Raw genomic sequence first — 21945 nt, forward strand, 5'->3', positions numbered from 1 at the left:
GGAACTCACATGGACGGAACTGATGGTGCGCGTGCTCTCATGCGGTGGCCTATGAGACGGCACAGGCCGGTCCAGCCTCGCGTCGTTCGCTATGACGAACGTATGACGAATGATGGCTGGAGCATCAGACAGGGATCATAGGAGACGTGGGCGCGACGTCAACCTCCCCGGCGCATATATTTCTTGATCTCAAGCCGCTCACGAGGTCGCCGAGAACTGCCACCAGTTCACATTGAACAGAGAGCCGCTTCCGCCGGTGTACGTGAAGTACACGTCGTGCGTGTCCGTTGCGCCGCTCACCGGGCAGGAGACGGTCTCCCATGTCTGCCAGCCGCCCGTGCCCGGGACGTCGCACGTCGCCACCGGCGGACCGTCGACGCTGTCCAGACGGACCTCGATCTGGCCGCCGCTGGTCTCCGAGGCCACCCTCGCACTGAAGGAGCTCGCGCCCGCGCCGAAGTCGGCGCCTTTGACCTTGATCCAGTCCCCGTTCTCGATGGAACCGACATTGATTCCGCCGTCGCCTGAGGGTTCCGTTTCGACGCCGGAGCCCCAGGCGATCGTTTCGCCCTCCTGCTGGGCGTAGGGGTCCAGCGTGCCCAGCTGGGGCGCCCCTTCCTCGGTCATGGTGATCGTCGGGAATGTGCCGTCGGGGTTGTATGCGAACTTCTCCACGGCGACCGAGCGGGTAAAGCCACCACCGCCCGGCAGTGCGCCGTTGTGATAGAAGAAGTAGGAGTTGCCCTGGAAATCGATGACGCCGGCGTGGTTGGTGAAGCTGGTGCCCTGTGTGGGCATGACCGTTCCCCGGTAGGTCCACGGCCCGGTGGGACCGGGGGCCGTCGAATAGGCGATGTGCTCGCTGCAGCACTCGGCCGCGTACACGATGTAGTACAAGCCGTCACGCTTGTACACCCAGGGCCCTTCTTCGTAGAGGGTGGGACGGTCCGGATTTCCCTCGCGGCTGCCGAACCCCTCCGGGGTGAGGGGGATCTGGGTCGGGTCGCCGGAAAACGAGATCATGTCCTCGTTCAGCTTCAGGTACCAGAGGTTCGGGTTACCCCAGTACAAATATGCCTGCCCGTCGTCGTCGATGAACACATTCGGGTCGATCTCGCCGTTTTCCACCAGCGGATGTCCGAGGGCGTCCTCAAAGGGCCCGGTAGGGCTGTCCGACACCGCCACCCCGATGGCCATCCGGCCGGTCGCCCCATTCGTCACGGGAACGTACCAGTAGAATTTGCCATTCCGCTCGACGACGTGGCCCGCCCACGCGTCGTCGCTCGCCCAGCTGAAGGTCTCGATGCTCATCGGGGAGCCGTGATCGGTCCAGTTCACCATGTCCGAGGACGAGAACACCCGCCAGTCCTTCATGGTGAACTCTGTTGAGCCGTCCTCGTCGTGTCCCGTGTAGAGGTACACACGGCCGTCATGTACGAGTGGCGCCGGGTCGGCCGTATAGATGGTCTGGACGATTGGGTTGTCCGCTTTTGCCGTGGCAGGCTGAACCAACATCAGGACGCAGAGCAGGCCCACTAGACAGGCGAGGCTGCGACTCGACTTCAGAATAGCCAGAGATTTCATCGTTTACCCTTCATCCGACTGTGGACACCCGCCTCGCAATTGCGGCGACGGCGAGCGCTACAGGCGGTCGCGTGCCTGGTATTCAGCCCCCTGCACTTTCAGGTCAAAACGCGCTGCGAGACTACCATTGTGACAAGCTGCGCATCAACGGTGCGCCCAGAGGCCCGGATGAGCAGGCCGCTGCCTCGTCGCCGCCGAACGACACCACGGAATAACCGGTCCTGGCGCACACGGGTCGGTCCGCCACCCACAGCCGCACAGCACGCCATGTGACCACTGCCGTTACGGGTGTTCGCTCGCGAGCGGTCCCGGTATCCGGGACCGGGCCGATCGATCCGGGCCGGGTGGGAGAGACTGGCCCGCACCATGACCAACAACGTCCCGCGTCCCGCGACCCGTACGCCGAGCACCGCACGACCGGCCGCTGCGGCTTGGCCGTTTCGCGGGGGTGCGCGTGCGGCGAGCCGGGTTGTCCTGTCGCCCTGGGGCCGGTTTGTCCTGTTGGGCCTGTTCGTGGCGGGGGCCGTGTGTGCGGTCGTCGTGACGGGAGTGGACGACGTGCTCGACCGGCGGTCCGGCGGCGTCGCTCCGGGCGTGGGGGCTGGGGTTCTGTGTGTGGGCGTCTACGCGCTGGCCGCGTTCGCCTTCGTGCCCAAGTCGGCGCTCACCGCCGCCGCTGGTGCGCTGTTCGGGATCGGGCCGGGGCTGTTGGTGGCCGTGGCGGGCACCATGCTGGGCGCCCTGCTCGGTTTCGCGGTCGGGTGTCTTCTCGGGCGTGACGCGTTGCGACCGGTGCTGCTGCGCTCGGGGGCGCTGACGACGCTCGACCAGCGCCTCTCCGGCCGGGCCTTCGTCGGCGTTCTCGTGCTGCGTCTGCTGCCGATCTTGCCGTTCGCGGCGGTCAATCTGGGCGTGGCCCTGTCGCGGGTGCGATGGTCGCAGTTCGCTCTCGCCACCCTCGTGGGCACGCTTCCGGGCAACGCCGCCTGGGTGCTGGCGGGTGCCTCGACGGTCGCGCCGCCTTCCATGGGGCTGTGGATCCCCGCCGCCGCGGGCGTCGCCCTGCTGGGCGTCGTGCCCGCGTGGCGGCACCTGCGGAACCGTCGTCGCATACGCCTGACCTGACGGCCCGGACCGCCCTCGGCCTTGCCTGGCGGTGTGCCACTGCGTGTGTATGCCAAGAGCGACGAGCCGGGCCCTGGGCGTCCCCTGTCGGGTCCGGCCCAGGGCCTGCCTCATGCTGAGCGGCTCGTGGTGTCAGGCCGCGGTCGTCACGTCCAGCTGGTCGGAGGCGTGGTGGGCGTCGGTCAGGGGGCGGAAGCGGCGTAGGCGCAGGCTGTTGCTGACGACGAAGACCGAGCTGAACGCCATGGCCGCGCCCGCCAGCATCGGGTTGAGCAGCCCGGCCGCGGCCAGCGGGATCGCGGCCACGTTGTAGGCGAAGGCCCAGAAGAGGTTGCCCTTGATGGTGGTCAGGGTGCGGCGGGCCAGGCGGATGGCGTCGGCGGCGGCGCGCAGGTCGCCGCGTACGAGGGTGAGGTCGGCGGCCTCGATGGCGACGTCGGTGCCGGTGCCCATGGCCAGGCCGAGGTCGGCGGTGGCCAGGGCGGCGGCGTCGTTGACGCCGTCGCCGGCCATGGCGACGACCTTGCCCTCGGCTTGGAGGCGGGTGATGACGTCGGCCTTGTCCTTGGGCATGACCTCGGCGATGACGTTGTCGGGGCCGATGCCGACCTGGCGGGCGACCGAGGCGGCCACGGTCGCGTTGTCGCCGGTGAGCAGGACGGGCGTGAGCCCGAGCCCGCGGAAGCGGCGGATCGCCTCGGCGGAGGTGGGCTTGACGGCGTCGGCGACGGTCAGCACGCCGCGGGCCTGGCCGTCCCAGGCGACGGCGACGGCGGTGTGGCCCTCGGCCTCCGCCGCGGCCATGGCGCGTTCCAGCTCGGGCGGCAGGGTCAGCGCCCAGTCCTCCAGCAGGCGGACGCGGCCGACGAGGATGGCGTGGCCGTCGACGATGCCCTGGACGCCGAGCCCTTCGACGTTGGCGAAGTCCTCCGGGGTGGGCAGTTGCCCGGCCCTGTCAGTGGCTGCGGTGGCGATGGCCTGGGCGATGGGGTGTTCTGAGGCGTGTTCCAGGGCTCCGGCCAGGCGCAGCACCTCCGTCTCCTCCTCCCCGTCGGCCGTGTGGACGGCGAGCAGGGTCATGTGGCCGGTGGTGACGGTGCCGGTCTTGTCGAGCACGATGGTGTCGATGCGGCGGGTGGATTCGAGGACTTCGGGGCCCTTGATGAGGATGCCGAGCTGGGCGCCGCGCCCGGTGCCGACCATGAGGGCGGTGGGGGTGGCGAGGCCGAGAGCGCAGGGGCAGGCGATGATCAGCACGGCGACGGCGGCGGTGAACGCGGCGCCGACGCCGTCGCCGGTGCCCCACCAGAAGCCGAGGGTGGCGGCGGCCAGGGCGATGACGATGGGCACGAAGATGCCGGAGATGCGGTCTGCGAGCCGCTGCACCTGCGCCTTGCCGTTCTGGGCGTCCTCGACCAGGCGCGCCATCTGGGCGAGCTGGGTGTCGGCGCCGACGCGGGTGGCGCGGACGACCAGGCGCCCGCCGGCGTTGATGGTGGCGCCGGTGACCGGGTCGCCGGGGCGGACCTCGACGGGCACGGACTCGCCGGTCAGCATGGAGGCGTCCACGGCGGAGGTGCCGTCCTCGATGACGCCGTCCGTGGCGATCTTCTCGCCGGGGCGGACGACGAAGCGGTCACCGACGGCGAGCTGGTCGATGGGGACACGCTGCTCGCGGCCGTCGGCGCCGAGCACGGCCACGTCGCGGGCGCCCATGTCGAGCAGGGCGCGCAGCGCGGCGCCGGAGCGGCGTTTGGCGCGGGCCTCGAAGTAGCGCCCGGCGAGGATGAAGGTGGTGACGCCTGCGGCGGCCTCGAGGTAGATGTTGCCGGCGCCGTCGGTGCGTTCGATGGTGAGGCTGAAGGGGTGGGTCATGCCCGGCTCGCCCGCCGTGCCCCACAGCAGCGCGTACAGCGACCAGCCCAGGGCGGCGAGAGTCCCCATGGAGACGAGGGTGTCCATGGTGGACGTGCCGTGCTTGAGGTTGGTCCAGGCGGCCTTGTGGAACGGCCAGGCGCCGTAGGCGACGACGGGCCAGGCCAGGGCGAGGGAGATCCACTGCCAGTTGGTGAACTGCCAGGCGGGCACCATCGCCAGCGCGATGACCGGCACGGTCAGCACGAGCGAGACGATGAGCCGGTCGCGCAGCGCCCGCAGCCGGCCGTCCTCTCCGTCCTGGGCCGGTGGCGCGGGTGGCGCCTGGCCCGCGGGTGTCGGTGGCGGTGGCGGTTCGGCGGTGTAGCCGGCGGCTTCGACCTGCGTCACCAGCTCCTCGACGGTCACTCCGGGGGAGAAGGTGACCTTGGCCTTCTCGGTGGCGTAGTTGACGGTGGCGGTTACACCGTCGAGCTTGTTGAGGCGCCGCTCGATGCGGTTGGCGCAGGAGGCGCAGGTCATGCCGCCGATCGCCAGCTCGACCTCGTCGGTGTGGGCGGGGTGCTGCGGTGCCGAGGTCTCCGTGCTCATCCTTCTCGTCTCCTTCTGCTCCTGGCTGGGTGAGTGGCGTCAGTCAGGCGTCTGTCAGTGGCCGTGGCCGCCGCCGTGCTCGCCGGCCGCGGAAGGAGCGGCGGACTCTCCGGCGGTGACGGTGAACTCGGCGGTGTGCACGGTGCCCTCGTGCTTGAAGTCGAGGTAGAGGCGGTAGGTGCCGGTGCTGGGGGCCTGGGTGTGGAAGGAGATGCCGGGCCCGGCGGGGGTCTGTCCGTCGCCGGGGGAGCCCTCGGGGTGGACGTGCAGGTAGGCCAGGTCACCGGCGCGCAGGGCCACGAGGTGGCCGTAGGCGCCCAGGTACGGCTGCAGGTCGGTGACCGGCTGGCCGTCCCGGCCGACGGAGAGGGTGAGTTCGCTGTCGGCGCCGGCGGCCAGGTCGCCCTCCAGGGTGACGGTGTACCCGTCCACGGTCACGCTGCGGGCGGGCGCGGGCAGCGGCTCGGGCTCGTACGCCCCGGAGACGGACACGTCCGCGCCGAGGGTGAGCGGTCCGGCCGGGTCGCCAGCGGGGGAGAAATCGGCGAAGACGCGGTAGTCGCCGGCGTCTTCGAAGGTGAGCGGCACGCTCCAGGTGCCGTCCTGGGGGTCGAGGGTGGGGTGGACGTGCTGGAAGCCCGACAGGTCGCGGCGGGTGACGATCAGGTGCAGGTCCTTCTCGTGGGCTTCCTCATACCGCGTCACCGGCCGGCCGTCGGGACCCAGGATGTGGAAGCGGAAGGTGGTGCGCTCCCGGGCCGCGAGCGGCTCGTCGGGGGTGACCAGGGTGTAGCCGCGCTCGGAGACCTGCAGCCCGCCGGGTGCCTCGGCCAGCGCGGTGGGGGCGTTGTCGTTCATCTCGTTCATCGCGTCCGTCTCCTCGGAATCCTGGTGGTCGCCGTGGGCGGGTGCGGGGTCGGAGCCGACCGGGCCGACGGCGTGCCCGACGCCGAAGGCCGTGCCGAACGCCAGGGCCAGCCCGGCCCCGAAGGCGCCGACTTTTGTGGTCGTGTTCATCGCTCTGCTCTCCTTCTGCTGTGCGGGGCCCATGCCGGGGCCGACGGCGTGCCGTCGGCCCCGGCGCAGAGGTGTCAGTGGCAGGTGCCGCAGCAGCTGCCCGCCGACGGCTCGGCCTCGGCGGCGGGGACCAGCTCGTAGCCGGCCTCCGTCACGGCCGCGGCGACCGCCGCCTCCTCGAGCGGGGCGTGGCTGGTGACGGTGACCGTACCGCTGGCCAGGTCCACGTCGACGTCCGCGACGCCGGGAAGCTTGCTGACCTCGGTGGTGACCGAGCTGACGCAGTGACCGCAGGTCATGCCGCTGACGCTGTAGCTCGTCACGGTCTGGTCGGCGGCCTGGGTGGGGGACGTGGTCATGGCGGTTTCCCTTCGACGCACAAGTGGTTCGCCGCGGCCCGCCTCTTGCGCGGCCCGCTCCAGAAACCATACATACCCCTGGGGGGTATAAGTCAAGCGGGTGTGAATCGCTGGTGCGGAGGGGGTGCCAGAGGGCGGCCGGCGGGTGACCGAGTGGAGGGCTCGCGGGATGGCGCCGTCCGCGGGCGGGAGGGATGGGCACTCTTGTCGCCGCTGTAGCCGGCCATCTCCGAGCTCCTCCTCGTCTCGGATGTTGCGTCAATATACCCCCCGGGGGTATATTGCTCAGCGTCCGAACGCATACCTCCTGGGAGTATTGGAGAGTGAGTGGGATGTCCCCGACGCACACCACCCCGCACCCGCGGCGCTGGCTCGCGCTCGCGTTCATCGCCATGGCACAGTTCATGGTGATCATGGACACGTCGATCATTGGCGTGGCCCTGCCCGAGATGCAGACCGATCTCGGCTTCACGCAGGGCGATCTCTCCTGGGTCTTCAACGCCTACGTCATCGCCTTCGGCGGCCTGCTGCTCCTCGGCGGCCGCCTGTCCGACCTCCTGGGCGCCAGACGGGTCTTCGCCGCCGGATGGGCGATTCTGGCCGCCGGATCGCTGATGGCCGGCCTGGCGAACGAGGTGTGGGTCGAGCTGGCCGGCCGGGCCGTGCAGGGCGCGGGTTCCGCGCTGATCGCACCGTCCGCGCTGACGCTGCTGATGATGCTCTTCGGCTCCGAGCCCAAGGAACTGACCAAGGCGTTCGCGCTCTACGGCGCCGCCGCGCCGGCCGGCGGCACCGCCGGCGTCTTCCTCGGCGGCGTCATCACCGAATACGCCAGCTGGCCGTGGGTGTTCTACATCAACATCCCCGTCGCCCTGATCGCCCTGGCGGCCATCCCGGCCCTGATGCCCCAGGCCCCGGCCCGCCGGGGATCGATCGACCTGCTCGGCGCCCTGACCGTCACCGGCGGGCTCGGCACCATCGTCTACGCCGTCGTGCGCGCCCCCGAGACCGGCTGGGGCGAGGCGCAGACCTGGCTGCTGCTGGCCGGCGGCCTCGCGCTCACCGGGATCTTCGTCGCTCTCCAGGCCGCGCGACGGGAGCCGTTGATGCGGCTGAACATCCTGCGCACCCCCAACCTGGCCGCGGCCAACCTGGCGCAGCTGCTGCTGGCGGGCGCCTGGATCCCGATGTGGTACTTCCTCAACCTCTACCTGCAACAGGTCCTGGGGCTTGGCGCCTTCGCCTCCGGCTCCGCGCTGCTGCCGATGACCGGCGCCATCATGCTCATGATGATCGTGCTGGCCCCGTGGTTCATGAGCCGCTTCGGGCCGAAGACCATGATCATCAGCGGGATGGCAATCCTGGCGGCGGGCATGCTGTGGCTGTCCTTCGTCCGCCCGGACGGCTCGTACGCGGTGGACGTGCTGCCCGCCTCGCTTCTCGCCGCCGTCGGCATGTCCCTGGCCTTCATCCCCTCCCTCGGCACGGCCATCTCCGCCGCCCGCCCGGAGGAAGGCGGCCTGGCCTCCGGCATCGTCAACACCAGCTACCAGATCGGCTCGGCCCTGGGCCTGGCCGCCATGACCGCCATCGCCGCCTCCCAGGGCGCCGAGGAACTCGGCGACCTCACCGCGCTGACCGACGGCTTCTCCGCCGCCTTCCTCGGGGCCGCGGCCATCGCCGCCGCCGGAGCGGTCCTCGCCCTGGCCACCCTGCGCAAGCCCTCACCCGCGCGGGAGGACCAGGCCACACCAACCAAGGAGGCCACCCTCACCGCCTGACACCCACCCACCAGCCAACCCGCCAACCCAGAGCAGACGGCTCTGGGTTGGCGGGTTGGCCGAGGCGTTCGCGTCAGTCGGTGGCGGCGGTGCAGATGACCTCGTCCCTGGGCACGTAGCTGGTCTCGTACGTCTCCCGGCCGATCTCCTCGCCGCCGTCGACGAAGACCCGGTCGACGGCGACGTCGAAGCCTTCGAGCGGGGGCTGCGGCACGCAGTCCTCGTCGCTGCTTCTGCGGGTGCTTGGCGGTGTGATGTTCTCGCGGGGGCCCGTTTCCGAGCGGACCTCGTCGTACTTCTCCGTGCCGAGGAAGGTGACGGTGACGGTGGAATCCGTCGAGCTGGCCAGGATGTAGAGGGCGTTGCCGGAGTCGTTCAGAAAGCGCAGATCCAGGCTGCCCCAGGCGACGGTGGCCTCGCGGCCCTCGGGGTAGCGCTCGATGTAGAAGGAGTGTGCCCCGTACTCCACGAGATCGACCCCGGCGAAGAACGCGGCGTTGAACATCGTGCTGGCCACCGCGGAGACGCCGCCGCCCTGGGCGGTCTGGTAGCGGTCGTCGAGGATGATGGTGCCCTCCACGAAGCCGTTGGCCTCCGTGCGCTCGCCAACCGTGTCGTTGAAGCTCCAGGTCTCGTCGGGCATGACGAGGGAGCCGTTGATGAGCTCGGCGGCGCGGCCGATATTGGTGATCCGGTAGGGCGCGGGCGGGAATTCGACGGTGAAGGAGGACACCACCTCGGTGATCCCGAGGTCCCGGTAGTTGTCGCTGCTGAGCTCCGGCTCGATGGGCTCGGTCTCCACCTCGGCGGTGCGGGCCGCGCCGGTCTCGGTGAGCAGCGGCCACACCGCGTCGCCGATGGCGCCGGTCACCACGCGGGTGCCTGCCTCGCCGCCGTCGGCCACCGCGATCTGGTCGCCGTCCAGGCTCAGGCTGGCCTCGGTGGGCGGCACGGTCGCCTCGTCGATCGGGCCGGCCAGGCGCTCGTCCCCGGCGAGCCCATCGCCGTCCAGCTCGGGTATGAGGGTGCCCTCGTCGTCCGCGGTCAGGGTGAGGTGGTCGCCGATGACCGCGGGCGGGATGGATATCCGCGCGCTGCCGGCGGTGAGGTCGACGGGCCCCGACATGGCGGGCTCGGCGAACTCCTCCATGGCGCGGGCCACCTCCGCCGCGTCGGTGCGCGGCTTGGCCTCCCGGACGGGCAGGCGCACGGGTTCGGGTCCGTCGCTGTCGGTCAGGAAGCCCTCCCGCAACGGGTCGAACGAGCCCGCCACGTCGAGCATGACGCCGGAGCGCGGCTCGGTGGGATGAGGGACGCCGTCGGCAAAGGTGATGGCGCCTTCCCTGACGGTGGTGTCCGACCTCTCGGCCAGCGCCGTCAGCTCGGCGCGGGCTGTGTCCTCCGCCAGCCGCACCACGGGCGCCAGCTCCTCGCCATCCGTCCCGAAGAGGCGGCCGAGCAGACCGTGGCGCTCGGCCTGGTCGACGGTGGCGGCGAGGTCGATGCTGAGCCCGGCGGCAGCGGGGTCCACCTCGTAGACCTCCTCCGCGTCACCGAGCCGCACCTGGATGGGGGCGGCCTGGGCCGCGGCAAGCTCGGTGTCCAGCCTCTCCTGCGCCGCCTGCGGGGACAGGCCGCCGATGTCCACGCCGTACACGCTGGTGCCCGGCGCGACCTGGTCGTCGACGAGCAGCGTGCTGGTGAGGTACAGGCCGCCGAGCCCGAGCGCCACGGCGCCGCCGATGAGCGCGGGCCGGGGGAGTCGTGCGACGCGCTGTGCCCACTGCTGGGTGCGCTGCCGGAAGGTGGGCCTGGGTATGCGTGGCGGCTCGGCCGGCGGCGGCGGCGGTACGAAGGACACGGGTCTCCCTTGAGACGGGCGTACGGCGGCAGGGAAGGCGCGGGAAGAAAATCCTACGTGACGCAAAAAAGCGTGCAGACGCCAGGGAAGATCGCATTCCGGTCAAACGGTACTGGGAGTCGGGCGCCGACGTCACGCTGCGGATGAACCTCGTCGGCACGGACGCCGGCGGCGGGCTGATCGGCACCCGGAATCGGGTCAGCAAGGCTCCCTCCCTCCCCCATCCGCATGGATTCGGCCACTGTTGGCATCTTCGGGCCCGAGGCGTACGCGGACACCGTGGCCGTCAACAACGGCTACGGCGCCTGGAACCGGACTGGGACACCTGGCAGGAAGGCAGCACCCTGGCCTGACACGCTCCGTGGCCAACCACTGCGTCACCGTTAGCCGGAAGTTTCTGGTCCGTTTCACGCGTGCGGCGGGAGCGGTGTTATGGTCTCCGCGTGGTTACGGACAGGTCTCGTTCCGGCACGCGGTGGGACCGCCCCTGGACGCGCCCGCTGCGCCTCGCGTGGCTGTCCGCGCTCCTTCTCGGGCTGGTCTACATGCATGGCGTCAACGCCGAAAGCGTGATGGCCCACGCAGCTCCCGGCCCGGCCGTCCCGATGGACCGCACCGGCCAGGACGAGAGCCACGTGAGCGACGATTGCGCCTCCGAGACCGGCTCCGCCGACGCCGACCACGACGACGACCATCACGACGACCACGACTCCCCCCACCCGGAGCAGGACTGCGCCGCCGGACAGCCGCAGAACGGCCCCGGCCTGGCGGCGCCCAGCCCCGTGATCATGCAGTGGGGACGGGAGTCCCTGGTCACGCCGCTACCCGGCGCCGCATGGGCCGGAGCGGAGTCGGCCGAACCCGCCTCCAGAGTCTCCACGGAATCCACGGTTCTGCGGATCTGACGGATGTGACGAGGCGGCATCCCTCGCCCCCGTCGCTGGTCGCCGTCGGCTTGGCTCTTGACGGCTGACGCACCCGCCCTGGCCTGGCCACGGCCGCCCCGGCCCGCCCGGGCCCCCGCCCGGGCCGGTGACCGGGCTACGCGACGGTGCCGCTTTCCTCGCTCGCACCCGCCGATGTCCGTCTGTCGCCGTGCTCGCGCCCGTTGAGGCGGAGACGGCCTCTCCGTGGAGGAACCGTGTCGTTCCACCCCCTGCACTCCGCTGTGCTCTGGTGCCGTGGCCTCGCGGTGCTCCTGTTGGGCGGACTGCTCCTGACCCTCGTCGACTGCGATGCCGCGCCCCGGGAGTTAGGGCACGCCCACCACGCTCAGGGCCTGGCGTGGCGGGAGGTGCACGCCGAACCGGAGACGCCCGAAGCCCAGCACCCCGCCGGACCGTGCACCTCCTACGACGTCGCCGCCCTGACCGAGCGGCGCCCGCAGCCGCTGCCCCCGCTGACGGCCGCGACCGTTGCCGTCGTTGTCGATCCGGCCGCCGAGGCGACGCCTTCGACCATCGCCCGGCCCGTTGAGCGAAGAGTGCCGAGGGCGCTCGCCGGGCGTTCCAGACTCAGCGTCGTCTGCCGGTGGCGTATCTAGACCGCTCTCCCGTCACGCGCCCCCACGACCTGTCACTTCTGACTTCGAGAGCGACAACGATGAACCCTCAGACCACCACGGACACCCCCACGACCCCCTCCTCCGTTGGCTCCGCCGGCCGTTCGGCCATCTCCGGCCTGGTCGGCGACACCCCGCTGCTGCGGATCTCCGAGCCGTTCGCCCCGGCCGGGCGCGGCTTCTGGGCGAAGCTGGAGGGCTTCAACCCCGGCGGCATCAAGGACCGCCCCGCCCTGCACATGGTCGAACGGGCCCGGGCCCGCGGCGACCTGCGGCCCGGGTGCCGGATCATCGAGTCCACCAGCGGCACCCTGGGCCTGGGCCTGGCGCTGGCCGGCATGGTCCACGGCCACCCCGTCACGCTGGTCACCGACCCCGGACTCGAACGGTCCATGACCCGGCTGCTGACCGCGTACGGCGCCGAGGTGAACGTCGTCGCCGAGCCACACCCCACCGGCGGCTGGCAGCAGGCCCGCCGCGACCGCGTGCAGCTGCTGATGGAACGCCACCCCGGCGCCTGGTGCCCTGACCAGTACAACAACCCCGACAACGTCTCCGCCTACACCCCTCTCGCCCTGGAACTGGGCGCCGAACTCGGCCACATCGACGCGCTGGTGTGCAGCGTGGGCACCGGCGGCCACTCCGGCGGCGTCTCCCGGGTCCTGCGGCAGCTCTACCCCGAGCTGACGGTGATCGGCGTGGACACCATCGGCTCGACCATCTTCGGCCAGCCCGCGCGGCCCCGCCTGATGCGCGGCCTGGGGTCGAGCATCTACCCGCGCAACGTCGCCTACGGCACCTTCGACGAGGTGCACTGGGTCTCCCCGGCCGAGGCGGTGTGGACCTGCCGTCAGCTGGCCGCCTCCCACTACGCCACCGGCGGGTGGAGCGTCGGAGCCGTCGCGCTGGTCGCGGGCTGGCTGTCGCGCACCATGGCCGCCGACGCCCGCATCGTGGCCATCTTCCCCGACGGCCCGCAGCGCTATCTCGGCACCGTCTACGACGACGACTACTGCGCCGCCCACGGCCTGCTGGAGGCGCCGCCGACCGTCGAGCCGGAGCTGGTGGGCCGCCCCGACGAGAAGGAGGTCACCCGCTGGACCCGCTGCACCACCGTGGTCGACCCGCTCACCCTCCGCGAGGCGGACACCCCGGGAGAGGGTGAGGACCGATGACGGGACTGGTGCGGCAGGTCCGCTCCTACGAGCGCAGTGTCCAGCTGCTGATGGTCAACCAGTTCACCATCAACCTGGGCTTCTACATGCTCATGCCCTACCTGGCCGCGTACCTGGCCGGGCCGCTCGGGCTGGCCGGCTGGCTGGTCGGGCTGGTCCTCGGGGTGCGCAACTTCAGCCAGCAGGGCATGTTCCTGGTCGGCGGAACGCTGGCCGACCGCTTCGGCTACAAGCCGCTGATCGTCGCCGGATGCCTGCTGCGCACGGTCGGCTTCGCCACGCTGGGGCTCGTGGACTCCGTCCCGGCCCTGCTGGCCGCCTCCGCGGCCACCGGCTTCGCCGGGGCGCTGTTCAACCCCGCCGTGCGGGCGTACCTCGCCGCGGACGCGGGGGAACGCCGGGTGGAGGCGTTCGCGCTGTTCAACGTCTTCTATCAGGCGGGCATCCTGCTCGGCCCCCTGGTCGGCATGGCCCTGGTCGGCATCGACTTCCGCGTCACCTGCCTGGCCTCGGCCGCCATCTTCGGTCTGCTGAGCGTCGTGCAGATCCGTGCCCTCCCGGCCCGCAGGGGCGACGACGGCAGGGCGAACGCCGGAGACGGCCGGCGGGAGAGCGTGCTGGCCCAGTGGCGCGGTGTCATCGCCAACCGGCCCTTCCTCCTCTTCTCCGGGGCCATGATCGGCTCGTACGTCCTGTCCTTCCAGGTCTACCTCGCGCTGCCCCTGGAGGTACGCCGCCTCGGCGGGGACAGCACGGGCGGCACGGCGGCGGTGGCGTTGCTGTTCGCGGTCTCCGGGCTGAGCACCATCGCATGGCAGACGCGGATGACCGCCTGGTGCAAGGCGCGGATGGAACCGGGGCGGGCACTGGCCTGGGGCCTGCTGATCATGGGTCTGGCCTTCGTGCCGCTGCTGGCGGCCACCGCCGTGCCCGTCCCGGACGGCGGCGTCGGCCTGTGGCTGCTGGCGGCCATGCCGCCGACGCTCGCCGCCCTGCTGCTGGCCGTGGGGACGATGATCGCCTACCCCTTCGAGATGGACACCATCGTCCGCCTCTCCGGCGACCGGCACGTGGCCACCCACTACGGCCTGTACAACACCATCTGCGGCGTGGGCATCACCCTCGGCAACCTGCTGACGGGGGCGGTGCTGGACACCGCGCGCGACGCGGGCCTGTCCGCACTGCCGTGGCTCGCGCTGCTGGCCCTGGGCGCGGCCTGCGCCGCCGCCCTCCACGGGCTGCACCGCGCCGGCCGCCTCGCGCCCCCCACCGCGCGCGAGGCCCAGAGGGAACCCGCGACCGCAGGGTGACGCAACCACGACCAGCCGGCCTGCCACCGGCCGGCTGGTCGTACCCGCGTCTCACACCGGGCCGCCGGTTCGCCGGCGGCCCGGCCGCGGTGCTGCTCCTGCCCCACCGCGTCGGGGAACGCGAGGACGCCTGACCGCCCCCTCCTGTGAGCCTCGTCACAACGGTTGGCGGGTCGAGCGCGGGGGCGACGCCCCAACTGCCCGCCCAATCAGTCCCGTTCGGCAATCAAGCGCACGTATGGCGGTGGGTCGACGGGGAGGGGCACCGTCGAGGGCGGCGCAAAACCGTGGCGCGCTATACCCCCCGGGGGTATATTCGCGTGTGACGAGGACGAACGCCCACCACCTCAGGGGGTCACCATGCGGCACGGCACCGGTCACCACACTCACGATGAGCAGGCGCACCACGACCAGCACCACCACGGCGTGCCGGAGCAGCCGAGCGCTCCTCACGACCACGCGGGTCACGGGCCTGACCACCAGGCGCACGCGCACGGGCAGGGCCCGGTGGGTTGGGGCATGGCCGCGAAGGCGACGCTGCACTGCCTCACCGGGTGCGCCATCGGCGAGGTGCTCGGCATGATCATCGGCACCGCCCTCGGGTGGCACGACGCCCCGACGATGGTGCTGGCCATCGCGCTGGCGTTCTTCTTCGGCTACTCCCTGACCCTCTGGGCCGTCACCCGCGCGGGACTCGGCCTGAAGGCGGCGATCGGCGTCGCGCTGGCCGCCGACACCCTGTCCATCACCGTCATGGAGATCGTCGACAACGGCGTGCTGCTCCTCGTCCCCGGCGCGATGGAGGCCCACCTGTCCGACGGCCTCTTCTGGGGCGCGCTGGCCTTCGCCTTCGCCATCGCGTTCCTGGTCACCACGCCCGTCAACAAGTGGCTGATCGGCCGCGGCAAGGGACACGCCGTGGTCCACCAGTACCACCACTGAGAACGCACATCGCAGGGCCCGGGCGCCGAACGGCGGCCCCGGGCCCGCGGCGTTCACGCCCTCGGCGGGCGTGCGTTCATCCCGGACCGGCGCGACCCGCGACGCGGTGCTGTCCAGCCTGTATCTCGAACCGGACCGGTGCGGCCTGAACTGGACCGTGCCCACGCCCGTCGGCGTTGACGGGCTGCTGGCCCACCTGATCGCCCATCTCAGCCGCGAGGACCTGGCCGACGACACGCGGCTGCGGGCCGAGGCGGTCGTGCTGGATCTGCTGCGCCCCCTGCCGGCGACGCCCATCGACGTGCCGGATCCGGCCGACGAGCGCGTGCGCGCCGTGGCCGACGCGCTGCTCGCCGACCCTGCGGACCCGCGGACCCTTGCGGCGCACGCCCGGGCCGTGGGGGTGAGCCGTCGCACCCTGACCCGGCTCTTCGTCGCCGACACCGGCATGACCTTCGACCGCTGGCGCACCCACGCGCGACTGCGCGCCGCCCTGCCTCTGCTCGCCGAGGGCCAGCCCGTCTCCCGGGTCGCCCACGCCGTGGGATGCGCCACGGCGAGCGCGTTCCTCGCGGCGTTCCGGCGAACCGTCGGCACCTCTCCGAAGCACTATCTGGGTGGCGGCGACCTGGGTGAGGCATCGGACACCAGCGCCGGCCGATGACCGCCGCGTCGGCCCGCCCGTTGCCGCCGGGGGCGACGGCAACGGGCGGGCGCCTTCGTCGCGTTGTGCGGTCAGGCAGCCCGGTAGGCCACGAGGGCCATCATCCCGGCCTCGCCGTGGTAGGCGTTGTGGCAGTGCAGCATCCACTGGCCGGGGTTGTCCGCGTCGAAGGACACCGACAGCGTCTCGTCGGGCAGCACGATCGCGGTGTCCTTGCGGGGGCCGGCGTCGCCGAGTTGGTAGGTGTGGCCGTGCAGGTGCACCGGGTGCCACATCTCGGTGGTGTTGACGAAGTCCAGCCGGACCCGCTGGCCCTCCTCGACCAGCAGCGGGTTCGCGGTGGGGTCCGCCATGTCGAAGGGCCGGCCGTTGATGGCCCAGTCATAGGCGTCCATGCCGCCGGTCAGCTCGACGCGGTGCACCTGGTCCGGCTCGGCGGCTGGGAGGCGTACCTCCTCGGCCGCGCGCAACTCGGCGGCGGTGAGGACGCGCCCGTCGAGCTCGGCGGGCCTGACGGCCGCCCGCGGCCTGCCGCCGGGGCCGGTGCGCAGCAGCGCCAGGCCCGTGACGTCCTTGCCCTCGGCCAGCGCGACCAGCGGAAAGACGCCGTCGCCGAGGGTGACCAGGGCGTCGTAGCGCTCGCCCATGCCGATCAGAACGGCGTCGGTCTCGGTGTGCTCGACGGGGAAGCCGTCGGTGTGCGTGACCGTCAGGCGGTGGCCGCCGAGGGCCACGCGGTAGGCGGTGTCGGAGCCGGCGTTGATGATCCGCAGCCGCACCCGGTCGCCGGGCCGGGCGGTGTGCACCTGCGGGTCCTGCCGGACGCGGCCGTTGATCAGGTGGTGCGGGTAGTTCACGTCCCCGGCATCGCCGCCGAGCAACTCGCTGGTGGCGCCCATGAGCATGAGCGACCCCATGGATCCGTGGTCCATGCCCTCCATGCCCTCCATGTCGCCGTGGTCCATGCCGCCCATGTCGCCGCCCATGTCCCCCATGCCCTGGGACAGTTCGGCGAACGCCTCGTCGGGAGTGCCGGTGACGCCGTCGAGCCAGTCGTCCAGCACGACGACCCACTCGTCGTCGTACGCCAGCGGCTCGCGCGGGTCCTCGACGATCAGCGGGGCGTACAGACCGCGGTCGAGCTGAACGCCGACGTGCGGGTGGAAGAAGTACGTGCCGGGGGCGTCGGCGACGAAGCGGTAGGTGAGGGAGCCGCCAGCGGGCACCGCCCGCTGGGTGGCGGGCGGCACGCCGTCCATGTCGTTGCGCAGCGCCAGGCCGTGCCAGTGGATGGACGTGGCGGTGTTGTCCGGGAGTTGGTTGGACAGGTCGGCGGCGAGGGTGTCTCCGGCCGTGATCCGGATCTCGTGGCCGGGCGCACGGTCGTCGTACGCCCAGGTGCGGGCGGTGACGCCGGCGCCCAGGTCGAGCGCGGCGGGCGCGGCGGCCAGGGAGAACGCCCGCACCCGTCCGCTGCCGGCGCGCGCGTCCTCCGCCCCGCGGACCGCCGGGCCGGAAGGGCTGACGAGATCGGGGGTGCCGGGGGAGCCGGAGGTGCCGGAGGAGGTGCTGCAAGCGGCGAGCGCGCCTGCGCCCGCCGCGCCGAGTCCGGCCAGCAGGACGGAGCGGCGGCTGATGCTGTTCATGAAAGGGGTGTCCCTGTCTCGGATGGGTGTCGTCAGGTCGTGTGCGGGCACGGCGGCGCTGCGCCGTGGGGGCACGGCCTAGATCAGCAACCGGGACAGGACGTTCAGATCGGGTGGAGCGTGCTGCGGCACGGCCGCGGCCAGGCGATGGGAGACCGCCGCGCAGGAGTCGGGGGCGCGCTCGGCCGGCGAGGAGGGCGGCGGCGCGAGCTGCACCGCGTCGACGCCGGCGGGGGCACAGTGCTGCATGCCCACGCTCGGGCAGGGCCCGTGTGCCGGGGCGTCCCACCAGGACTCCGCGGGCCGGGCGACATCGGGCCCTGGCGCGGCATGCTCCGCCGGCAGCGCGGCGGAACCGGCCGGCATGGCCATTCCGGGGATGTGCGCCACGGCGTGCGCCGCCGGCGCGGCCGACGGGGCGGGTGCGGCGTTGGCCACGCCGGCGATCTGGTGGTGGACCAGCACGACCAGCGCCGCGAACACGATGACCACGGCCCGGAGCAGACAGCGGGCACCGCCCCTGCGGGTGCGGTGCCACCGGACCATCCGTGCCGTCATCGCCTCACCCTCACCGTCCATGAGTGGACCACTATACCGGGAGGGGGTACGCTGCCGCCGGGTCAGGCTGTGCGTGCGTGCTGCGCGGCGACCACGCCGCCGACACGTCCACGAGGCCAGCGGCATCCCGTCCCGCCGTGGCGAGGTGGTGCCGAGGCTGGCAGATTCCACTGTCGCGACCGGAGCGTGTCCCGACCGGAGCGCATGGAATCGGCGCCCACCCGGTCCCTGCGCGAAGACCGGGGCAGCGGTCTGCCCACCGTGCGCCCAAAGAGCAGACGGTCCGCCAGCTGAGAGCCGGCGGACCGTGGCCGGCGTTCTGCAGCTAGCCGAACGCGACGGCGGGCGGATCGACCCCCGACACCCTGCGCCGACACCCTCCGCACCGCCCAGGCAGAGGCCGAGCGTCTGAGCGCCCTGATCGGGGATCTGCTGCCAGTCACGGACCTGACAGTGCGGTACTCGCCTGCGCCAGGCGAGTACCGTGCCGCTCGCCAGAGGCGATGGTGCCGTGCCCGGCGAGCCGGAGCGCGCCAATGGCCAGGTTCTTCCTCACCGCGCGGTGGTCTGTAGTGGGCCGGTGATGTACAGCCCGTTGCCGTCAGGATCGCTGACGGAGGCCTCGCGGACCCCCCATGGAGAATCAGTCGGCTCGGTCCCGAAGGCGCAGCCGGCCGCCCGCGCCTTCTCGATGAGGGCGTCAACGTCGTCGGTTTCGAAGGTGCCTAGATCGATCGGCTCGGGACGGTCACCGGGGTGCAGGAGAAGACTGACGGTCGCATCCGCCGAGTCCGCGACCGGAGCGAGGAGGCTGATGTGGGAGTCGTCGGCCCACTCCCTCGCGAAGCCCAGGACCTCTTCGTAGAACCGTGCTGATGACATGACGTCCGTGCAGAAGATCGTGTGCCCCTTGAACGCCAAGCTGGCCATGGCCTCCGCCTTCCGTGGTGCCTGCGACTGACTTTACATGCCGCATGTGCGATGCGCATACTAACTCCATGGTGCACCCATTGCCAGTGATTGCCGAGGCGATCCCGACTCCGGAGTTGGACGTGGCACAGCCGAGCCTGGCTGTCGTGATGCCGACGGCGATGGTGCTTGTCGACTACGCCTTGGCTGGATTGACGACACCGAGCCCGGAGCCCCAGACCGTGGCGCAGGAGCTTCCGTCCGATCTCGTCGAGGCGAGTCACCCTGTGCGAGCAGCTCTGGCACACGGGACGATGCTTCGTGCGGTGCTGATGGCACAGCTGCCACCTGACCACCCTGGCCACACCGACTGGCCCTCACTCCGCCGCTGGCTTGCGGATGTGGACGACGACCGTACCCTCGGTCTGCTGGAGGCGGGCGTCAGCGCAAACCTCGCCTACGACAAGCCCGCGGACCCGGACAAGGACCTGCCGGCGCGTGCCGTGGCGGGCCTCCGCGGCACCCTCGACGCGCTGCGTCGCGATGGCGCGCGTGTTCTGCGATCCTGGAGCATCCCCAACGCGGCCGAACGTGCCGCCGAGCTGCTCGACCCGGCCTCGATCCGCGCCACCCTTCTGGCACTGCTGGACGCGATCTGGGACCTCTGGCTCGCCCGCTCCTGGCGCGACCAGTTCCCGAAGCTCGGCTGGGACGTCAACCGAGCCCCGACGCCGCCGCCGGGCTGTGGTGGCGCGCAGTGGATCAGTCTGGTCACCGGGCTCCGACCAGATCCGCAGTACGCCGAGGCCGCTGACACGGCGCAGCGGCTCACCGTCATGCCGTGCCTCGGCCTTGGGCGCAGCCTCTCCCTGTGCGAAGACGGCGACCGCATCGTCATCCTCCACACCCCGCTGCCAACCGACGATCACGCTGGCAACGCCCGGAGCGGTCGTTCGGGCATCGCCTTGCCCAGGTTCGCCCCGCTGGCCCCCACGATGCAGGCCCTCGGTGACAGGACCCGGCTGGCGATCGTCCTGCACCTCCTCGAGCACGGGCCGCTGTCCATGCAGCAACTCATCGACGCGTTGAAGGTCCACCAAAGCACCATCTCCCGCCAAGTCGCAGCCCTCCGCAGGGCCGGCCTCGTCGAGCAGGTTGAGGACGGCGACCAGCGACGGATCCATGTCAACCGAGATCCGCTCCGCGAAGCCTGCCGCACACTGCAGGAGGCACTCGAATGAGCGCGTTCCATGGAAGTCGCTGGTCACACGGTCCGGTGTGAGTGGTGTCAGGGTGTTCGTGCTGGCCGGTGGCGGATGCCTGCGGTGAAGGGCTTTTCTGGGTCTGCCCCGGTGGCTCTCACCGGGAGGAGGCCACGCTGCCGGGAGACCCCTGAGAGGAATCTGAGCGCTGCTCAGCGGGCGTTGGGCCAGCCGTCAGTGGGCGAAGACCGGCCCCTGGGCGGGGGCGGGTCGGCCGGGCGGCAGCAGGAAGGCGGCGGCCAGGGCGCCGGCCGCGGCGATGACCGCGACCGCGGTGAAGGCGTTGTCGAAGCCGCCGGCATCGACCGGACCCGCGCCGCCGTGGCCGCCTTCCAGGCTGGCCCCGGCGATGGCCGCGATGACGGCGACGCCGAGCGAGGCCCCCAGCTCGTGGGCGGTGTTGACCAGGCCCGAGGCGAGGCCCGTGTCCTGGTGGGGGAGGCCGGTCATGGCGGCGGTGGTGGCGCAGACGAACGCCGGGCCGATGCCGAGGGAGAACAGCGCGAAGCCGGGCACCACCCCGGTCCAGGTGCCGCTGTCCGGCGACAGGCCGGTCAGCAGCAGCGCGCCGGCCGCCGCGAGCACGAAGCCGGTGGCCGCGACAGGGCGCCAGCCCAGGCGCGGCACGGCGCTGGAGCCGAGGTGGGCGCCGAGGGTGATGGCCACGGCCACGGGGAGGAACGCCAGGCCGGTCGCCAGCGCACTGCGGCCCAGGACGTGCTGGACGTAGAAGGAGTTGAGGAAGAAGACCGATATCAGCAGCCCGGAGGCGACCAGCATCACCACCCCGCCGCCGACGAGGGTGCGGCGCGCCAGCAGCTCCAGGCGCACCAGCGGGTCGCGGGCAGCGCGTTCCACCGCGACGAACGCCGCCGCGGCGGCCAGAGCCAGCGCCAGCGGCAGCCACGCGGAGGCGTCGGTGAAGCCGTGGTCGCGGGCCTGGACGAGGCCGTAGATCAGCAGGGCCGGGGTGGCGGTCAGCGTGAGCGCGCCGGGCAGGTCGGGCCGCGACCGCTCGGCCGAGGGGCGGGTCAGGTGTGCGCGGCCCTCGCCGAGCAGGGCGGGCACGGCCACCAGCGCCAGGAGGCCGACGGGGACGTTGATGTAGAAGATCCACTCCCAGCCGGGGCCGGACACGAAGACGCCGCCCAGCAGCACGCCGACCGCCGCGCCGGCGCCGCCGATGGCCGCCCAGGCACCCAGGGCCTTGTGGCGGTCGGGGCCGTGGAAGAGCGCGACGACCAGGGCCATGGCGGCGGGCGAGAGCAGCGCGGCGCCGACGCCCTGAGCGGAGCGGGCGGCGATGAGCATGCCGCCGCCGGTGGCCAGGCCCGAGGCGATCGAGGCGGCGGCGAAGACGACGAGCCCGGCCAGGAACATGCGCAGCGTGCCGAGGGCGTCGGCCAGCCGGCCGCCGAGGAGGAGCAGGCTGCCGAAGAAGAGGGTGTAGGCGGTGACGACCCAGGTGACGGCGCCGGGGGAGAGGGACAGCTCCTCGCCGATGGTCGGCAGGGCGACGTTGATCACGGTCACGTCGGCGATGAGCATGAACTGGGCCAGGCAGAGCACGGCCAGCAACCGCCAGCGATGGGGGTGCGCGGCCGGCTGCGCGGCGGCGTGGGGGTGGTGATCGGCATGAGGGGAGGACTCGGACGACGGCATGGTGCGCGCTCCTTAACCTGAACACTCCTGTTAGGGATACGGGCCAGCGTACGCCCACGCGCG

The 21945-nt window shown here is 71.8% G+C and carries 17 protein-coding genes and 1 pseudogene; 9 read left to right on the forward strand and 9 right to left on the reverse strand.

Annotation, left to right across the window (positions count from 1 at the left end; translation table 11 throughout):
• Positions 1 to 198: 198 nt before the first annotated feature.
• A complete protein-coding gene (locus ACTWQH_RS10890; RefSeq protein ID WP_443286229.1) occupies positions 199 to 1584 on the reverse strand; it encodes a glycoside hydrolase family 43 protein in 1386 nt (461 codons plus the stop codon).
• A 366-nt stretch (positions 1585 to 1950) separates the two neighbouring features.
• Here ACTWQH_RS10890 and ACTWQH_RS10895 point away from each other — a divergent pair, with 366 nt between their 5' ends.
• Positions 1951 to 2709, forward strand: a complete 759-nt coding sequence (locus tag ACTWQH_RS10895) for a TVP38/TMEM64 family protein (RefSeq protein ID WP_443286230.1) — start codon at positions 1951 to 1953, stop codon at positions 2707 to 2709.
• Between the two features lie 132 nt (positions 2710 to 2841).
• On the opposite strand, the gene ACTWQH_RS10900 is transcribed toward ACTWQH_RS10895, so the two are convergent.
• The 3 genes from ACTWQH_RS10900 to ACTWQH_RS10910 form a co-directional block, all read right to left on the reverse strand.
• Positions 2842 to 5175 carry a heavy metal translocating P-type ATPase gene (locus ACTWQH_RS10900; protein WP_443286231.1) on the reverse strand — a complete coding sequence of 778 codons (2334 nt, stop codon included), beginning with the start codon at positions 5173 to 5175 and terminating at the stop codon, positions 2842 to 2844.
• A 54-nt stretch (positions 5176 to 5229) separates the two neighbouring features.
• Entirely contained in the window at positions 5230 to 6192 is a 963-nt protein-coding gene (locus tag ACTWQH_RS10905) for a hypothetical protein (RefSeq protein WP_443286232.1), read from the reverse strand.
• A gap of 74 nt (positions 6193 to 6266) precedes the next feature.
• Positions 6267 to 6551, reverse strand: a complete 285-nt coding sequence (locus ACTWQH_RS10910) for a heavy-metal-associated domain-containing protein (RefSeq protein WP_443286233.1) — start codon at positions 6549 to 6551, stop codon at positions 6267 to 6269.
• 332 nt (positions 6552 to 6883) lie between these two features.
• On the opposite strand from ACTWQH_RS10910, the gene ACTWQH_RS10915 reads away from it, so the two are divergent.
• Positions 6884 to 8332: an MFS transporter gene (locus ACTWQH_RS10915; protein WP_443286234.1), complete on the forward strand. Its 1449-nt coding sequence runs from the start codon at positions 6884 to 6886 to the stop codon at positions 8330 to 8332.
• A 73-nt stretch (positions 8333 to 8405) separates the two neighbouring features.
• Here the strand turns inward: ACTWQH_RS10915 and ACTWQH_RS10920 are convergent, their stop codons facing one another.
• Positions 8406 to 10193, reverse strand: coding sequence for a VanW family protein (locus ACTWQH_RS10920; RefSeq protein ID WP_443286235.1), 1788 nt, complete (start codon positions 10191 to 10193; stop codon positions 8406 to 8408).
• Between the two features lie 443 nt (positions 10194 to 10636).
• On the opposite strand from ACTWQH_RS10920, the gene ACTWQH_RS10925 reads away from it, so the two are divergent.
• The 6 genes and pseudogenes from ACTWQH_RS10925 to ACTWQH_RS10950 all read left to right on the forward strand — a co-directional run.
• Complete coding sequence (locus ACTWQH_RS10925; protein WP_443286236.1) at positions 10637 to 11098, forward strand: DUF6153 family protein; 462 nt, start codon at positions 10637 to 10639, stop codon at positions 11096 to 11098.
• A gap of 296 nt (positions 11099 to 11394) precedes the next feature.
• Positions 11395 to 11736 (forward strand): hypothetical protein, encoded by a 342-nt coding sequence (locus ACTWQH_RS10930; RefSeq protein WP_443286237.1) that lies wholly within the window; start codon positions 11395 to 11397, stop codon positions 11734 to 11736.
• Between the two features lie 59 nt (positions 11737 to 11795).
• Positions 11796 to 12929, forward strand: a complete 1134-nt coding sequence (locus ACTWQH_RS10935) for a PLP-dependent cysteine synthase family protein (RefSeq protein WP_443286238.1) — start codon at positions 11796 to 11798, stop codon at positions 12927 to 12929.
• On the forward strand, positions 12926 to 14239 hold the full coding sequence (locus ACTWQH_RS10940) for an MDR family MFS transporter (RefSeq protein ID WP_443286239.1): 1314 nt from the start codon (positions 12926 to 12928) through the stop codon (positions 14237 to 14239). Before ACTWQH_RS10935 ends, ACTWQH_RS10940 begins: the two co-directional genes overlap by 4 nt.
• 360 nt (positions 14240 to 14599) lie before the next feature.
• Positions 14600 to 15181 carry a DUF4396 domain-containing protein gene (locus ACTWQH_RS10945; protein WP_443286240.1) on the forward strand — a complete coding sequence of 194 codons (582 nt, stop codon included), beginning with the start codon at positions 14600 to 14602 and terminating at the stop codon, positions 15179 to 15181.
• An 82-nt stretch (positions 15182 to 15263) separates the two neighbouring features.
• Positions 15264 to 15845 (forward strand): annotated as a pseudogene (locus ACTWQH_RS10950) (helix-turn-helix transcriptional regulator); the annotation flags it as partial.
• A 71-nt stretch (positions 15846 to 15916) separates the two neighbouring features.
• Here the strand turns inward: ACTWQH_RS10950 and ACTWQH_RS10955 are convergent.
• The 3 genes from ACTWQH_RS10955 to ACTWQH_RS10965 all read right to left on the reverse strand — a co-directional run bounded on the left by ACTWQH_RS10955 (position 15917) and on the right by ACTWQH_RS10965 (position 18979).
• Positions 15917 to 17491 (reverse strand): multicopper oxidase family protein, encoded by a 1575-nt coding sequence (locus ACTWQH_RS10955; protein ID WP_443286241.1) that lies wholly within the window; start codon positions 17489 to 17491, stop codon positions 15917 to 15919.
• Positions 17492 to 17569: 78 nt separating this feature from the next.
• Entirely contained in the window at positions 17570 to 18070 is a 501-nt protein-coding gene (locus tag ACTWQH_RS10960; RefSeq protein WP_443286242.1) for a hypothetical protein, read from the reverse strand.
• A gap of 531 nt (positions 18071 to 18601) precedes the next feature.
• Positions 18602 to 18979 carry a VOC family protein gene (locus ACTWQH_RS10965; protein WP_443286243.1) on the reverse strand — a complete coding sequence of 126 codons (378 nt, stop codon included), beginning with the start codon at positions 18977 to 18979 and terminating at the stop codon, positions 18602 to 18604.
• Between the two features lie 68 nt (positions 18980 to 19047).
• Here ACTWQH_RS10965 and ACTWQH_RS10970 point away from each other — a divergent pair, with 68 nt between their 5' ends.
• Positions 19048 to 20199 (forward strand): ArsR/SmtB family transcription factor, encoded by a 1152-nt coding sequence (locus ACTWQH_RS10970; RefSeq protein ID WP_443286244.1) that lies wholly within the window; start codon positions 19048 to 19050, stop codon positions 20197 to 20199.
• Between the two features lie 195 nt (positions 20200 to 20394).
• On the opposite strand, the gene ACTWQH_RS10975 is transcribed toward ACTWQH_RS10970, so the two are convergent.
• Positions 20395 to 21882, reverse strand: coding sequence for an MFS transporter (locus ACTWQH_RS10975; protein WP_443286245.1), 1488 nt, complete (start codon positions 21880 to 21882; stop codon positions 20395 to 20397).
• Positions 21883 to 21945 lie beyond the last annotated feature (63 nt).

It is taken from the genome of Streptomyces sp. 6N223 (genome assembly GCF_052246635.1).
Classification (GTDB): Bacteria; Actinomycetota; Actinomycetes; order Streptomycetales; family Streptomycetaceae; genus Streptomyces.

Coding starts and splice junctions, on each gene's coding strand:
- ACTWQH_RS10890 (WP_443286229.1), bottom strand. CDS start 1,584: ATGAAATCTCTGGCTATTCTGAAGTCGAGTCGCAGCCTCGCCTGTCTA.
- ACTWQH_RS10945 (WP_443286240.1), top strand. CDS start 14,600: ATGCGGCACGGCACCGGTCACCACACTCACGATGAGCAGGCGCACCAC.
- ACTWQH_RS10940 (WP_443286239.1), top strand. CDS start 12,926: ATGACGGGACTGGTGCGGCAGGTCCGCTCCTACGAGCGCAGTGTCCAG.
- ACTWQH_RS10955 (WP_443286241.1), bottom strand. CDS start 17,491: ATGAACAGCATCAGCCGCCGCTCCGTCCTGCTGGCCGGACTCGGCGCG.
- ACTWQH_RS10960 (WP_443286242.1), bottom strand. CDS start 18,070: ATGGACGGTGAGGGTGAGGCGATGACGGCACGGATGGTCCGGTGGCAC.
- ACTWQH_RS10965 (WP_443286243.1), bottom strand. CDS start 18,979: ATGGCCAGCTTGGCGTTCAAGGGGCACACGATCTTCTGCACGGACGTC.
- ACTWQH_RS10905 (WP_443286232.1), bottom strand. CDS start 6,192: ATGAACACGACCACAAAAGTCGGCGCCTTCGGGGCCGGGCTGGCCCTG.
- ACTWQH_RS10895 (WP_443286230.1), top strand. CDS start 1,951: ATGACCAACAACGTCCCGCGTCCCGCGACCCGTACGCCGAGCACCGCA.
- ACTWQH_RS10975 (WP_443286245.1), bottom strand. CDS start 21,882: ATGCCGTCGTCCGAGTCCTCCCCTCATGCCGATCACCACCCCCACGCC.
- ACTWQH_RS10900 (WP_443286231.1), bottom strand. CDS start 5,175: ATGAGCACGGAGACCTCGGCACCGCAGCACCCCGCCCACACCGACGAG.
- ACTWQH_RS10910 (WP_443286233.1), bottom strand. CDS start 6,551: ATGACCACGTCCCCCACCCAGGCCGCCGACCAGACCGTGACGAGCTAC.
- ACTWQH_RS10915 (WP_443286234.1), top strand. CDS start 6,884: ATGTCCCCGACGCACACCACCCCGCACCCGCGGCGCTGGCTCGCGCTC.
- ACTWQH_RS10935 (WP_443286238.1), top strand. CDS start 11,796: ATGAACCCTCAGACCACCACGGACACCCCCACGACCCCCTCCTCCGTT.
- ACTWQH_RS10970 (WP_443286244.1), top strand. CDS start 19,048: ATGGTGCACCCATTGCCAGTGATTGCCGAGGCGATCCCGACTCCGGAG.